The organism is Eisenbergiella massiliensis (assembly GCF_003435485.1).
Map to the genome: position 1 here is coordinate 429,463 of NZ_QVLV01000003.1, position 14,500 is coordinate 443,962.

The 14,500-nt window shown below is 50.5% G+C and carries 12 protein-coding genes; 3 read left to right on the forward strand and 9 right to left on the reverse strand.

What is annotated here, in order from left to right:
- Window positions 1–62: 62 nt before the first annotated feature.
- Window positions 63–1,229, reverse strand: coding sequence for a S41 family peptidase (locus DXC51_RS07015; protein WP_117544136.1), 1,167 nt, complete (start codon window positions 1,227–1,229; stop codon window positions 63–65).
- Between the two features lie 212 nt (window positions 1,230–1,441).
- Here DXC51_RS07015 and DXC51_RS07020 point away from each other — a divergent pair, with 212 nt between their 5' ends.
- Window positions 1,442–2,815 (forward strand): serine hydrolase domain-containing protein, encoded by a 1,374-nt coding sequence (locus tag DXC51_RS07020; RefSeq protein ID WP_117544137.1) that lies wholly within the window; start codon window positions 1,442–1,444, stop codon window positions 2,813–2,815.
- A gap of 13 nt (window positions 2,816–2,828) precedes the next feature.
- Window positions 2,829–3,050, forward strand: a complete 222-nt coding sequence (locus DXC51_RS07025) for an HAD family hydrolase (protein ID WP_330413811.1) — start codon at window positions 2,829–2,831, stop codon at window positions 3,048–3,050.
- 143 nt (window positions 3,051–3,193) lie between these two features.
- On the opposite strand, the gene DXC51_RS07030 is transcribed toward DXC51_RS07025, so the two are convergent.
- Window positions 3,194–4,273 (reverse strand): Gfo/Idh/MocA family protein, encoded by a 1,080-nt coding sequence (locus DXC51_RS07030; protein ID WP_021637356.1) that lies wholly within the window; start codon window positions 4,271–4,273, stop codon window positions 3,194–3,196.
- Between the two features lie 65 nt (window positions 4,274–4,338).
- Complete coding sequence (locus tag DXC51_RS07035; RefSeq protein ID WP_025488683.1) at window positions 4,339–5,511, reverse strand: Gfo/Idh/MocA family protein; 1,173 nt, start codon at window positions 5,509–5,511, stop codon at window positions 4,339–4,341.
- 520 nt (window positions 5,512–6,031) lie between these two features.
- On the opposite strand from DXC51_RS07035, the gene DXC51_RS07040 reads away from it, so the two are divergent.
- The gene (locus tag DXC51_RS07040; protein ID WP_021637353.1) at window positions 6,032–6,673 is read left to right on the forward strand and encodes a CPBP family intramembrane glutamic endopeptidase; all 642 of its coding nucleotides are present in this window, start codon (window positions 6,032–6,034) and stop codon (window positions 6,671–6,673) included.
- A 211-nt stretch (window positions 6,674–6,884) separates the two neighbouring features.
- On the opposite strand, the gene DXC51_RS07045 is transcribed toward DXC51_RS07040, so the two are convergent.
- From DXC51_RS07045 to DXC51_RS07070, 6 genes are all read right to left on the reverse strand, one after another.
- Window positions 6,885–7,730, reverse strand: a complete 846-nt coding sequence (locus DXC51_RS07045; protein ID WP_117544139.1) for a helix-turn-helix domain-containing protein — start codon at window positions 7,728–7,730, stop codon at window positions 6,885–6,887.
- A 54-nt stretch (window positions 7,731–7,784) separates the two neighbouring features.
- The gene (locus DXC51_RS07050) at window positions 7,785–9,323 is read right to left on the reverse strand and encodes a DUF5605 domain-containing protein (RefSeq protein WP_117544140.1); all 1,539 of its coding nucleotides are present in this window, start codon (window positions 9,321–9,323) and stop codon (window positions 7,785–7,787) included.
- Between the two features lie 144 nt (window positions 9,324–9,467).
- Entirely contained in the window at window positions 9,468–10,955 is a 1,488-nt protein-coding gene (locus tag DXC51_RS07055; RefSeq protein ID WP_117544141.1) for an FGGY-family carbohydrate kinase, read from the reverse strand.
- Between the two features lie 79 nt (window positions 10,956–11,034).
- Window positions 11,035–11,973 (reverse strand): transketolase family protein, encoded by a 939-nt coding sequence (locus tag DXC51_RS07060; protein WP_117544142.1) that lies wholly within the window; start codon window positions 11,971–11,973, stop codon window positions 11,035–11,037.
- Window positions 11,966–12,796 carry a transketolase gene (locus DXC51_RS07065; protein WP_117544158.1) on the reverse strand — a complete coding sequence of 277 codons (831 nt, stop codon included), beginning with the start codon at window positions 12,794–12,796 and terminating at the stop codon, window positions 11,966–11,968. The genes DXC51_RS07060 and DXC51_RS07065 overlap by 8 nt, the downstream gene beginning before the upstream one ends.
- Before the next feature lie 31 nt (window positions 12,797–12,827).
- Window positions 12,828–14,237 carry an L-fucose/L-arabinose isomerase family protein gene (locus tag DXC51_RS07070; RefSeq protein ID WP_117544143.1) on the reverse strand — a complete coding sequence of 470 codons (1,410 nt, stop codon included), beginning with the start codon at window positions 14,235–14,237 and terminating at the stop codon, window positions 12,828–12,830.
- Between the last annotated feature and the right edge of the window lie 263 nt (window positions 14,238–14,500).

Genomic DNA, 14,500 nt, shown 5'->3' on the forward strand with positions numbered 1-14,500 from the left:
TCAGGGCTTCCATAGCTTATAATCCGCAGTTTTCACATAATCACAGCAACCGTCCTGTCCGCTCAGACGCCGTCCGGCTCCACACCATTACGCATGCTTTCATCTGCCTGCACAGCAAAAAGCGCGCGGGAATAATGGAGCCTGAGCCCGGTATTCTCCAGTACTGCATCTGCCGAAAAATCCGTGCAGGCGGCCCCTCCGCCAGTCGTGCTTCCCAGGATCCTTCCCAGATGATTTTCCTTAAACACCGCCGCAAAATGGCCGCTGGTTGAAAAGCAGCCGCCATCTGTAAGAAGCGTTATATCCCCTTTGAAGCAGTTCTCCTTCGGCAGGATATTACCGCCCATTTCTGAAAGGCCGCATACCTCCGGAAGCTTTGTATCCCTGGTGAAGTAAGGGATTTCCCGCTCTGTCAGGTAAGATAAAAGCTCCCTCGCCATACCCGGATACCCGCCGAAATTCCCCCGCAAATCAATGGTCAGTCGGTCAGCCCCCGCTTCTCTCAGTTCTGCAAAAAATCCTGCAAGAAACTGCTCAAAACTCTGCTCTCCTTCCGAAAATACCCGAATCACCAGAAATGCCTCTTTTCCTTTCCTTCCGCATTCGTAGGGCGCAGTATTTTCAGGCGCATGAAGCTGCCAGGCGGCAGTATTATGCCGGGGAATATATTTTCCTTCTATTGTTATAATGTCCCTTGTATTATCCCGTCTGAGCACCTCTGTCCGAAATACGCCGGATTTATCTGCAAACTCATAATATTCATAGCCGAAATGCTTCCCCGCAAGATACCAGGCCAGCGCAGGATTGCTTCCGTCATGGCTGATATTCCTTTCCAGGCTTGATAAAATATCCTCCGCACTCCTGCCGTTAATCCCCAGGATTCTGTCTCCCTCATACAATCCATATTCCGGTCTGTCCTGCCGCACCAGGAGCTTTCCGCTGTCAATGATTACTTCCACAGGGAAGTACAGAGCCGTCTCCTTTCTTGCTTCTATCAAAGCTGTTGAAACAGCCAGGTTCGTATGGCCGCATCCTGCCGCTGTCACACATGGATTTACAAGATAGTAAAACTCCTCCTCCGTCATCCCATCCCTGATCCCGGCTTCCGCCTGCTCAAATTCCGCCAGGACTTTATTCCTGTCCGTAAATGCCAGCGGATGTTCTTCGCAAATACATTTTTTTAATAACTTAAAATCCTGCTGCAGTTCTTCTTTTGAATATTTTTTCATCTTTTTCTAATTTCCTTTAGTTTGTTTTCTTTCAGTTTTTTTCTCACATTTTGTCTCCGTTCAGGTCCCTCCCGTTCAGAAGTACATACAACAATGTATCATAAAACTGTATTTTAAGAAATGTATTTATAACTTCCAAAGTATGATATAATTTTCCCATTGCACGGGAACCGGCACATGCCGGAATTATAGCTATAGAGGTGGTAAAGAATATGTCTTTTTCCGAATTTATACATGCCTGTGACAGGAATGATAATGTCCGCATCAGCCATGTCATATGTTCCTCCAGGGATTCCATATTGGCCGAATATGTGAAGCCTCCTTACAGAATGAATACCCTGAGGCTCTTTTTTTCCATGACCAAAACCTTCGCTTCCCTCGCCATAGGAATCGCCGGGGATTTGGGCCTGCTTACTATTGATGATTACATAATTAAATATTTTCCTGAGGATTTGCCACAACTGCCCGATAAGAATTTATGCAGGATAAAAATCCGCCATTTACTTACCATGTCCAGCGGCATCCATGATAACACTTATGCCGGACTGTACGCACAAAGCAACTGGATAAAAGCGTTTTTAAAGCAGGAATTCCCGCATGAACCGGGGACCTATTACCGCTACAGCACTCACAGCTCCCATATGCTGTCAGCTATCATAACGAAGGTTTCTTCCCTGTCGCTGGAAGAATTTCTGAACAAATATTTATTTCATCCTATGGGAATTTATGAAGCGCAGTGGGAGCAGTCTCCCGAACATCTGACGGCCGGAGGCATGGGCTTAAGCCTCTATCCTCATTCCCTTGTAAAAATTTCGCAGCTGCTCTTAAACAAAGGTGTCTATCATGGCAAAAGACTGATTTCACAAGATTATCTTGAATCAGCGACGAGACAGCAGATCGTTAAGCAGGATGATGTCAATCGGCCGGACAATCACTTTTGCGGAGCGGGATACGGCTTTCAGTTCCATATAAGCAGGGGTGGTTTTTACCGGCTTGACGGAGCGTTTGGTCAGCTGTGCCTGATATGTCCGTCTAAAAATTTATCGGTAACCGTTTTCTCTGAGAATTCTAAAATGGAAGCGCTGCTTTCCCTTGTTTATGAGTACTTGCTTGAGGAACCTTTCATCTGCGGTGAATTTGATGCCGGGCAGGAAATATCCGGGGAGGCAAAAAACAGTACGGCTGAAATTCCCCTCCGGAAGTATCAGCTGTCCCAAAATGGCCTGGATTTGGAAAGTATTGAATTTATCCGTAAAAACGGAGCTTACAGCCTGATTCTCTGTGAAAAGGAGCATACAAATATCATTGATTTTTCTTTTTCCGGGGAGAAACAGGGGCAGATTTATTTTATTAAGGATTTGCAAAAGCATCGACAGGAATATGTCTGCATCGCAACATTTGATCAGGTTCTGAAGCTTAAGGTATTTCTGATTGAAACACCTTATATTGTTGACTACAGCTTTATTTTTTCCGGGAAGGAAGTGCTGCTTGAATTTTCAATTAATGTAAGCTTTACGTTGCAAAATCAAACAATTCGGGGCTTTGCCATGCCCGACGGATTATTTTCAGAAGGGAGAAGCATATAGCATAAGCGGCGACTTGAAAATGAAAAAGCCTGATCCACGGATTTTTCAGCTGACTTTGGAAAAGCTTGGATGCCCGCCTGAGGAATGTGTTTATATTGATGACAGAAGATATAACCTGGAGGCGGCACAGGCGCTTGGCATGGATACCGTATTATTTAACAGCAGGAATGTGCCCTATGGCGGGAAAGCAGTTACGGGATTCGGGGAACTTGCGGATATGCTGACAGGCCGGTGAAAATAACATGAACCATAGTATTATGAAAAGCAGCAATCATCAACTAAGGAGCTCTTTTAAATGATTGCTGCTTTTTCCTCATTATTCTTTATCCTGCCAAAGGGAAGCATCCTGCAACCTTTCGGCCATCCGAATGGTTACAGTTATTTCACCTTCCGCGCCAGCATCTGGGCCTTCACACACAGCTCCGCCGCTTTCAGGGCATGGGCCTGGGTCATGGCGTTCTCCGTCCGGTTGATACAGTCCAGAATCAGCTGTCCGAAATACGGAAACCCTACCTGGCCGCTCACATTGATGTAATGCTCTCCGTCCTTATCCGCCCAGAAAACATGATCCCCTTTTTCTTCCTTTGCCAAATCCACATATTTACGCAGTTCAATGTAGCCTTCCGTTCCCAGAATGAAGGTCCGTCCGTCTCCCCAGGTGGAAAGCCCGTCGGGCGTAAACCAGTCCACCCTGAAGTAACCCATGGCTCCGTTGTTACCCACCAGCGTGGCGTCTCCGAAATCATCCAGCTCCGGATATTCCGGATGGTTGTAATTGCCGATTTCACTATTTACGATAGTTGCGTCCGTGGCCCCTGTATAATAGAGAAACTGTTCAATCTGATGGCTGCCGATATCGCACAGGATTCCGCCGTATTTCTCCTTTTCAAAAAACCAGGCGGGACGGGAGGGGGCATTCAGGCGGTGAGGGCCCATCCCCAGCACCTGGATTACCTTGCCGATGGCTCCCTGCCTGATCAGCTCGCCTGCATAAACGGCGCTTTCCACCTGAAGCCGTTCGCTGTAGCTTACCATGTATTTTTTACCGGTCTCTTCCACAGTTTTCTTTACCATATCCAGCTGTTCCAGCGTAGTCAGCGGCGCTTTATCCACGAAATAATCCTTGCCGGCCTTCATCACGCGCACGCCAAGGGCAGCCCGCTCCGACGTGATACAGGCGGATGCCACCAGCTTCACTTCCGGGTCGGAAAGCACCTGTTCTTCGCTCTCCGCCCTCCTGGCAGCTTCCTGCGGGTAAGCCTTAAGGAAGGCTTCCACCTTGGCAGGATCCGGATCGTATACCCATTTCAGCGAAGCACCCGCTTCCAGCAGACCGTTGGTCATCCCGTAAATATGCCCGTGATCCAGCCCTACGGCCGCAATCATAAATTCTCCTTTTTCCACCACCGGGTTGGGCTTTCCCTTAGGTGCATAGTTCATACCATCTCTTTTATCCATCTTTGCTCCCCTTTGCTCACTGCAGCATATTTTATTTTTATAATAACGGTTTTAAGTCTCTTTTCCTATTTCTGATCATAATTTCCCACCGAAATCTCTTCCGGTGCAAAATTTTCCACACTGGCGGACTTTTCATAGAAATGGACCGCATTTTTCAGGAGCCCTTCCATCGTATAATATTCGTCCTCCGGTGCAATCGGCAGAGTTACCGTGCGTTTCTGGAATCCGGCTTTATAGATTGCCGTGATCAGCTCCACCGTTTTCCTGCCGTCATCTCCGGTAATGAAAGGGCGGGTGTGTGTTTCCAGGGCTGTAAGGACATTTTCGATTTCTCCGGTATGCCCTTCATAGAGCAGATCCGGCAGGGCGGCATAGGTATCCTTCAGCTTCTGCATCAGCTCCTGGTTATGCCCCGGCACCGGGAAACCATTGGCCTGCGTGACTTCCGCCACACAGGACCAGGGCGCCGCCAGCTTCGCCTTCTCACACTGCAGCACAATCCCCTGCTCCTCGCCGTGGTGAACCACGGAGCTTGTGACTTCCGCCACAGAGCCATCCGCGTAACGGAGGGCGGCAAAGGAAAGATCCTCCACCTCTGAATTATCATGCATTACATTGGCAAGCACCGAGGTCACTTCTGTGGGAAGGCCTCCCTGAATCCAGTTGATCATATCGATATGGTGCACCGCATGGTTCAGTGTCGGGCCGCCGCCCTCTTTTTCCCAGGTTCCCCGCCACCACAGATCATAGTAGCAATGCCCTCTCCACCACAGGGAATTTACATGGGCGCACCGTATCTTACCGGCCAGCCCGCTGTCCGCCGTCTTTTTCAGCTTGTAAATGCTGTTCCTGAAACGGTTCTGGGCCACCACTCCCATGGTTACTCCGTTCCTTTTTTCCGCTTCCAGCATGGCGTCGCATTCCTTTAAGCTGGGCGCCATAGGCTTTTCCACCAGCACATTACAGCCTGCATCCATGCAATGTACTGCGATTTCCGCATGGCTGGAGGGCGGCGTACAGATATGTACAAGATCTATTTTCAATCCGGATTCCAGCAGCTTCTCATGGCTGTCAAAAACCTGTGCCCCTTCCAAATGATATTTTTTCCTGGCGGCCTCCGCCTTTTCCGGATAGATATCAACCAGTGCCGCGATGCGGCATCTTTCCGGAAATGTGAGCAGTCCCTCAATGTGACTTCCTGAAATGTTTCCCGTCCCTATCACTGCTGCCTGTATCATTGCATATTTCCTCCTTCCGTTCTGCACGGATGTTTCATTCCGGCCGTTTTTGCGGCACGGGCTGTCGGCATTTTCCCTACGGCGCTGCGTTCTCTGTACAAGGCTGAACCGTTACCCCATTCGTCCAATTAAATCGCTCCGCGATAGGCCTTTTATTACTGATTTTCTGTTTTCCTAAACGTATCGTAGCATATGGCGCAAGTGAATTCTTTGCGTGTTTTGTCTTAAAACATGCGTTTATTGTGTTATTAAATACAAGTCTAATACACACAAAAGAAAAATGGGAACCGCTTATTTACAAGAGATATGAAAGAGATTATATTAGATATTGGTCATCACCTGTAATAGTTCAGGCAGGTTTGCGCATTCACTGCGCAAACCGTGAGAATACATGGTGGCAGTGCCCCTCGCCGAAGGCGACTTTTAATGAGCGGATGCAGTAACAGTTTGGCCGAAGGCTGAATTATTACCATCACCCTTCCTGCAAGGAGCACAGAACAGGGACTTAGGAGGGATAAAAATGCAGCTTATATTAAACAGTATTTCAACAGCGGCGGTAAATCTGCTTGTCTTTTCCGCCATACCGTTTCTTTGGTGGTTTTTCAGGCACAGGAAGGAAACCTCTTTTTTCCGTTGGCTGGGCTTTATCAAGCCGAAGCTGAACGGCAAATGGTGGACGCTTGTGGTTTTTGCCATTATTTACTATTTCTTTTACACCTTTGATTTTACCAGATGGATCCCGCAGGAAACCATGGATTACCTGGAAAACAGCGGTTCTGTTTCCGTAAATGCCTTTGCCGGGATCGGCGCTGCGGCCATATTGCCGGCTCTTATTGAAAATTTCATTGCCAACGGCGTGGCGGAGGAAATTCTCTACCGCGGTTTCCTATGCAAACTGTTTTGCCATAAGCTGGGGACCGTAAAGGGCATTCTCCTGCAGGCGGCGCTGTTCGGCCTGATGCATAACGCATTATATCTGCTGGCCGGGCTGCAGGTGGGTCTGTGGTATCATACGCTGATGTTCCTGTTCACCGGCATGGCGGCGCTGCTGCTGGGCTGGCTGAATGAAAAAATCTATAATGGTTCCATCCTCCCCAGTATCCTGCTGCACGGCGCCGGGAATTTTATCAGTTCCATGCTGACGGCATTCAGCTTTTTATGATGCAATTGTCCTCCGGCCGCCGCCCTACGGCAGCTTAAGAAAAAAGCTTTCCTGGAAAACCGGATCCTTCCCAGCCCTGAACGTGCCGATACTGCGGCCTACAGGCGCTGTGAAAGAATCTTTTCGAAACAGTCCAGTCCATACGGCCGGACCGTTACCGTTTATTTTCCAAGAAAGCTCTTTTTATAATCAAATATCCATTCAAGCATGGCTACTTGGCTCGTTGCTCGCGGGAATAATGTCCCGGAGAAACCCCGGTCATTTTCTTAAAGGTCCGGATAAAATTATTGTAGTCATTAAAGCCTGACAGATAACAGGTCTCCGTCACCGTTTTTCCGTCCAGAAGGTACTGCTTTGCCGCCGCAATCTTTTTAATCAGAATGTACTGATATAAGGTGCTGCCCGTCTGCTGCCGGAACAGATGGCTCAGATAATATCTGTCGATGGAAAAACAGGCTGCAATGCTTTGCAGCGACAGCTCCGGCGAAAGATTGGCATCGATATAATCCATGACCGCACCGATTGTTTTATCCGCCGCCGCTGGCTGTTCCTGCTTAAAATCCCGGTAAAGAGAATTGACGTATACCAGCAGCTCGGCCAGGCAGGCGGTCATGAGCACATCAGCGCCGTATTTTTCCGACTGGCTGGCCTGACGGAGCTTTTCATTCATGCAAAGCAGCGTCTCCATCTGTTCCTCTGAAAGCAGGATGACGTTGTCTTTTCCTGGCCGGTGGTTCTGGAAGCAGCCCAGAAGATTCGTGGCCGGAGTGCACATTCCATGCACCAGCCGGGGATGAAAATGTATGGCAATCCTGTGAAAGGGGATTTTGCCGTAATGGCAGGCGCGGTGGATCTCGCGGTCGTTAAAGACCGCGAGATGGCCTCTTTGCATATGATGGACAGACTGCTCTATGTACAGATCCACGTCGCCCTCCAGGAAGAGGAAGATTTCATAATCCTCGTGGAAATGGAACCTGGCATCTCCCGGGCCTTCCGTGCGTTTGTCCATCAGGACGATGGATTCATTTAATTCCATGTAGTAATCGTCGTTGCGCATAAAGCCTTCCTTCTGCCATCTTTCAGCGTCCCGGCCGCCCGGACCGCTGCTGTTTTATGCTTCTTTCTTAATCTGCACCGCCATATAAGCCTTCCCCGGCAGTTCCACCCGGAATTTCCCGCTAAATACCCCTCTGTCTTCAACCGTCATTTCCCAGGTATCAATCACCTTCACCCGGAACTTCGTCTCATCATCAAAATAATAATCCCGGAAGGAGGGACGCATGAAGCTGTAATACATCAGATAATAGTCCTTTACCGGTTTCTCTTCCCCCTCTGCCTCCTGCGGTACGGCACAGATTTCATCAAAACCTCTGGTAAGCGGCATCAGGCCGTTTCCGGGCGTTTCGCACATAATATCATGAAGCAGTTCAAAACGCTTCCAGCTCTCCCCATGCAGTGTTCCGCCGTGGGACCACCAGAGAATATCGTCCGGGTTCATATAGGTTTCCCCATGGCCGGGATAACCGCCCCTGCAGGCCGCTTCCCAGAAACGGCGCAGCATCTCCTCGCCGCTGATATTGCCCCAGCCGTGTTGGATGTTGCCTTCATAGGCGATTTCATCCATAACGATGGGCTTATGGTATTTTTCACGCCACTCATCCACCAGCTCAGAGGTTTTGTAAATATCCTGCCTCTGAATGCTGCAATGAGTGATCCAGGGCCTGCTGTGATCGTACATCCCCATGCAGTTATGGATGGAACGCAGATGGCGGTACGCATCCTTTTCACACAGAATCGCGCCGTAACGCTCCCAGTCCTCCGTAGTCTTATTTTTCATTAAATCATATTCATTTGCCAGCGACCACCATACATTGCGGTATGCGGAAAATCTGGCAATCACATAATTCCAGTAAAAATCATCCTGTTCCTTCGTCATCTGGGAAAAGCCCCAGCGATCATAAGGATGCATCACGATCAAATCCGCCTCTATCCCCAGCTCCTGCAGGGCAAGGATGCATTTTTCGATATGCCTGAAATGAACCGGGTTAAACCGGTAGAAATCCCAGTCATTTCCTTCCGTTTTTCCTGTATAGCCCCAGAAATTCTCCTTGGTCAGCACGCTGGAATCCATGGGTGTCCCCTCATAGGGATAAGATCTGGGCTCTCCCAGGTTATAGTCATAATGCTTGGGAAAAATACAGAAGCGGATTTTGTTGAATGCACTTGCCTTTAGTGTTTCCAGCGTCTGTGCAATTCTTTCATCTGACTGCAGATCCCATACATAACAGGTGGTTCCGATGGAATAGTACCTTGTTCCGTCCTCATATGCAAAATGGTAGGTATCAGCCACACGCACCGGGCCATGGTTTCCTTCCCCCGCAGGAAGGCTCACAAAGCTTCCTGTCTCCTCTTTTTCCAGGAAATCCGCGCTTATGGTAAAGCGGTAACTCCCCTCAAAGGAGGGCATAAAGCGAACCTTATAAACACCGTCTCCATCATAAAAACCGTCCGTCTTTACCGTTTCCTTTTCTCCGGTAAAGACGCCCTGAATATGGTGATCGACAAAAGGATTTCCCTCCGCAGGCCCCTGGCAGCTTACCTCCAGCATCCCCCATCTTTCTACCTGTTCCTGAAATAATAACTTACTCATTTTAAATCCTCCTTGTTTTCCGAAGGAAAATGCGAGCTCTCCGCGAACAGAGGATTTTCCTCCTGGTTTTGCAGAACAAAATGCAATTTCTTTAGAAATTTATCCTCTGACGAGCAGAGGAATTCTGCTCCTCTTTCTGCTTTTTTATGTATGATCCAGTACGCCGGCCACCGCTTTTTTCCAGCCGTTCAATTTCTCCCTGCGCACATTTACGTCCATGGAAGGAGTAAAAATGCTCCCCTCCCAACCGGAAAATAATTCCTCCTCCGAATACAGCCCCGCGGAAATGCCCGCCATATAGGCGGCCCCGATGCCGGAAAGCTCCTCCGCCTGAGGGATTTTCAGTGTTTTCCCGGAAATATCGCTCTGGAACTGCATCAGATAACGGTTTCTGGCAGGCCCTCCGTCCACCCGCAGCTCCCTCATGGGAATTCCCGTATCCTGCTCCATGGCCAGAACCAGATCCGTTATCTGATAGGCAATGCAGTCAAGCGCGGCGCGGACAATTTCCGCTTTGCCCGTAACTCTCGTCATACCGCTTAAGGAAGCGGCGGCTGACTCGTCCCAATAGGGCGCCCCCAGACCGGTAAAAGCAGGAACCAGATAGGTCCGATCCGCAGGATTGGCGGCTGTGGCGAGAGACTCCGTCTCCCCTGCGGAGCCGATGAGCCCCACATCCTTCTTCAGCCAGGTAATCACCGCGCCGGTATAATTCAGGTTCCCTTCCAGCACATAATCCACTCTCCCCTTACGCTTCCAGGCCAGAGAGGTCACCACGCCGTGACTGCTGGGAATGGGCTGCCCGCCGATATTCATCATCAGAGAGGAACCGGTTCCGTAGGTGGCCTTGCTCATACCAGGCTGCAGGCAGCCCTGCCCAAACAGCGCGGCATGGGAATCTCCCAACACACCGCAGATGGGAACAGGCTTTTCAAACAGCCCATTCATGGTGGTATGGCCATAAACCGCATCCGAATCGCAGATCTGCGCCAGGCACTCCATGGGGATCCCGAAAATTCCGGCAAGCTCCTCATCCCATGCAAGGGTTTTCAGATTCATCAGCTGGGTTCTGGAGGCATTGGAATAATCCGTCTTAAACGCATGCTCCTGCGTCAGCTGCCAGATCAGCCAGCTGTCAATGGTGCCCAGACAGATTTCTCCCCGCCCGGCCCGCTCTGTAAGCCCTTCCTCCTGCCCCAGCAGCCATGCCATTTTGGCTGCCGGGAAATAAGCGGACAAGGGTATCCCCGTTTTTTCTTTTATTATACTATCAAATCCCCGCTTTGCAATATCCCGGACAATACTCCCCGCCCGGCCGCACTGCCAGACAACGGCATCGGCCAGTGGATCCCCGCTCCCGCGATCCCACATGGCCGTTGTTTCTCTCTGGTTACTGATGCCTACAGCAACGATCTGCGCCGGCGAAACCCCGTTTTTTTCCATAAGGAGCCCCACCGCCCGGACCGTATTATCCGCGATTTCACGCAGGTCATGGGACACCCACCCCTGTGCATTCACCAACTGACGATGGGCCTGATCCTCCCTTGCCAGCAGCTTCCCGCAGCCGTCAAACAACAGCGCCTTCGTTCCCTGGGTGCTCTGGTCTATGCTTATGATAAATTTTTGTTTCACCTTTTTGTCCCCTTAAATTTTTCTGAAACTCACAAATTTGCATAGCTGCCTGGTAGCTGTGAAGGAACCGCTTAATCTATTACAGTTCCTTTAAAATCTCCGCAGCCTTTGCCGCAATGCCTTCCGCATTCAGCCCATAATAGTCAAACACTTCCCGGGAGGTTCCCGAAATCACCGGTGCATCCGGCAGCGCCATATTTATCACACGGCGGGGGCAGGCACTGCCCACCACCTGGCTCACCATGGAACCAAGGCCGCCGAAGGGCGCATGCTCCTCCACGCTGATCACGGCCTTCACCTTCCCTGCCGCGTCCACTATCGCTTCCTTATCCAACGGCTTCACACAATACATATCCAGAAGCCCAGCGCTGATCCCCTGCTCCTTCAACAGCGCAACGGCATCCAGGGCCGGACGCACCATCTCCCCGCAGGCCACAAGAAGCACATCCGTCCCTTCAGCCAGTACCGTAGCCTTATCCATCACAAACGGAATATCATTTTCGCTGTAAATATCCTCCACCGCATTTCTCCCCACGCGCAGATAGGCAGGCCTGGTATCCTGAAGCAGCGCCTCAATGAGCTTTGCCGTCTGGAACCGATCGCTTGGCAGATAAACCCGCATGTTTGGGATTGCGGACATGGCTGCAATATCCTGTGCGGAATGATGGCTCATTCCCAGCGCCCCATAGCTGACGCCGCCGCTGATTCCCACCAGAGTCACATTGGTATCCGAATAAGCGCAGTCTATTTTTGCCTGTTCATAGCTTCTTGTGGAAAGGAAGCAGGCAGGAGAAGCCGCAAACGGTTTTTTCCCGCATTTGGCAAGCCCGGCGGAAATGCTGACCAAATCCTGCTCCGCAATACCCACCTCCACGAACTGCTCCGGATATTTGGCGGCAAAAGGCGCCAGCGAAGCGCTTCCCCGGGAATCGCTGCAAAGCACCACAATATCCTTATCCGTTTCCGCCTTTTCCATAAGCACTTCACAGATAGCCTGTCTGTTCGGTATTTTATTCATGATAAAGGGCCTCCCTTCTCTCCTTCAAATCCTTCATAATCTGTGCATATTCCTCTTCCCCGGGCACCTTATGATGCCAGGGCGCCTTATTTTCCATCACTGCGGAACCACAGCCCTTCACCGTATTGGCAATCACCACCGTAGGCCGCCCCTTACAGGCTCTTGCCGCCGCCCATGCGTCGCACAGCTCCTCCATACAGTTGCCGTCTACGCTGAGCACGTTCCAGCCAAAGGACGCCCAACGCTCCTCCTGGCTGTCCTGCCCCATCACATCCTCCGTGCTTCCCGAAATCTGCAGACGGTTGCGGTCCACCACCGCGCACAGATTATCCAGCTTATACTGAGAAGCCGCCATAGCGCCTTCCCATACGGACCCTTCCGCCAGCTCGCCGTCTCCCATAACGGTATATACCCGGTAATCCCTGTGATCCATTTTCCCGGCCAGGGCCATCCCCACCGACACCGGAAGCCCATGCCCCAGCGAACCGGAATTCATCTCAATCCCCGGAAGCTTATTGTTCGGATGCCCGATATAAGGCGAGCCGAATCTGGAAAACTTCCGCATCACCTCATCTTTAGGAAAAAAACCCTTCCTGGCCAGCACCGCATAATAAGCCTCCACCGAATGCCCCTTGCTCATAATAAAACGATCCCTGTCAGCAGACTCCTGATTCTCAGGACTGATATTCATTTCCTTAAAATAAAGCGACACCAGAATATCCATGACGCTCATATCCCCGCCGATATGTCCGCCCTTTCCCTCCACCACCATATTCACCACATCCTCACGCAGCTCATAGGCCAGTGCCGCCAGTTTTTTCATCTCATCCATGCCCATTCTCCTCTTAAACCTTTCATAAAACTCCTGCCTGACAAAAAGCTTCCTTTACTTCCTCCGGATTGTCATCATAAAGATCCGCCTTCACACCCATATACTTGCACGCCTCATACAGCACCGGCACCACATCTGCATGGATACCCACACAATGATGAATATAAGGCCCCTCAACAAGCCTGGCTTCCAGACGCCTCAGGTTCTTAACCTCCACCCACACATAGGTTCCCTTGGTATACGGCCCCTCCACGCCCTTTGCATTTCCAAGAAGCATGGAATATTCCCCGTTATCCCCGTCAAAACGCGCCAGCGTCATCTCACCCAGCTTTGCCTGCGCCTCCACCGCGCCCGGATGCTCAAAGGCCAGAGGATAACCGATAACCGGCTTCTCCTGCGCCACGGAAATCGGCCAGGGCCCGCAATGCTGCAACAGCTCTCCGTTCTCATTATCCGGATGCCTCACCGTCCAGTCCGCGAAAAAGCTCCTGTTCTCATCCATTCCCGCAGCCTCCACCAAAACAGCGGTAATCGCCCCATGAATATCCGTCTCACACACCACCGGAATCCCCTCCTCATTCAAAAGAGAATTTGCAGCACAGGGCATAATCCCAATCTCCCCCTGCAGGGCATTCCAGCACTGAATTGCAATGGCATTACACCCATACTTCCCGGCCAGATTCTTCATGGCAACCTTCAGCGCCGCCACATTTGCAAGCTCCTCCGGCTTAATCTTCACACACATATTACTATTACAATACTCCACCACCTTAGCGGCCTCGCATCCCTCTTCCTTCACCCTCTCCATCTCCGCCGTCAGCTCAGGCATGGGAATCGGTGACAGCTGAATATTAAACCGCTCCAACAGCTCCCCCTCATTACACATCGTGGACCAGAAATCAAACGGCCTGGGAGCAATCTGCAGAATCCTCGTATGCCGGAACACATCCACCACATTACAAACCGCCAGGAAATTCCTAATCCCCCTCTCAAACTCCGGATCCTCCAGCCTGCAATTCGTCATATATGTAAACGGCACCCGGAACCGCCTCAACACCTTCCCCGTAGCAAACAGCCCGCACTGACTGTCCCGAAGCCGCACCCCATTCTCATCAGGCCTCTCATCCCGCGGCCCCCACAAAAGCACCGGCAGCCCCATCTCCTTAGCCAGCCTGGCACACACATACTCCGTACCAAAATTACAATGCGGAATAAAAATCCCCTTTACACCTTCCGCCCTGAACTTTTCCTGAATCCTCTCCCGATCCCCCTCATCATAAAAAAGCCCCTCCTCATTCACATCCACAATATCCACAAACTCCACACCCAGCTCCCGCAGCCTCTCCCTCGTAAGATTTGCATACTTCACCGCATCCGGCGCACTGAAAATACTCCTCCTCGTAGGCAAAAAACCAATTTTAATTTTCTTCATACTCTCTCCCTTCCGCGCACCCGCGCATAAAACGCCATCCAAAGCCTCCAAATTCACCTCAAACCAACCAATAACTCTACAGTTAAACTTAATTAAATCCGAAATTAATTTATTTAACTTTAGCTTAATATTATTAAACATTAATTAAATTGTCAAGCCATTTCACCATCTTAATTTACTAAATTTTATTCTTTTCCCAAACGCCCCTACCTCCCGCTACTAATACCCCCAGCTTCCAGCATCGGCTGTGAGGGGGACGGGGG

Bases quoted from the DNA above. Each gene is read 5' to 3' on its own strand.
- DXC51_RS07050 (WP_117544140.1), bottom strand. From the start codon at position 9,323: ATGAGTAAGTTATTATTTCAGGAACAGGTAGAAAGATGGGGGATGCTG.
- DXC51_RS07045 (WP_117544139.1), bottom strand. From the start codon at position 7,730: ATGCGCAACGACGATTACTACATGGAATTAAATGAATCCATCGTCCTG.
- DXC51_RS07035 (WP_025488683.1), bottom strand. From the start codon at position 5,511: ATGATACAGGCAGCAGTGATAGGGACGGGAAACATTTCAGGAAGTCAC.
- DXC51_RS07065 (WP_117544158.1), bottom strand. From the start codon at position 12,796: ATGAAAAAACTGGCGGCACTGGCCTATGAGCTGCGTGAGGATGTGGTG.
- DXC51_RS07020 (WP_117544137.1), top strand. From the start codon at position 1,442: ATGTCTTTTTCCGAATTTATACATGCCTGTGACAGGAATGATAATGTC.
- DXC51_RS07060 (WP_117544142.1), bottom strand. From the start codon at position 11,973: ATGAATAAAATACCGAACAGACAGGCTATCTGTGAAGTGCTTATGGAA.
- DXC51_RS07015 (WP_117544136.1), bottom strand. From the start codon at position 1,229: ATGAAAAAATATTCAAAAGAAGAACTGCAGCAGGATTTTAAGTTATTA.
- DXC51_RS07070 (WP_117544143.1), bottom strand. From the start codon at position 14,237: ATGAAGAAAATTAAAATTGGTTTTTTGCCTACGAGGAGGAGTATTTTC.
- DXC51_RS07040 (WP_021637353.1), top strand. From the start codon at position 6,032: ATGCAGCTTATATTAAACAGTATTTCAACAGCGGCGGTAAATCTGCTT.
- DXC51_RS07030 (WP_021637356.1), bottom strand. From the start codon at position 4,273: ATGGATAAAAGAGATGGTATGAACTATGCACCTAAGGGAAAGCCCAAC.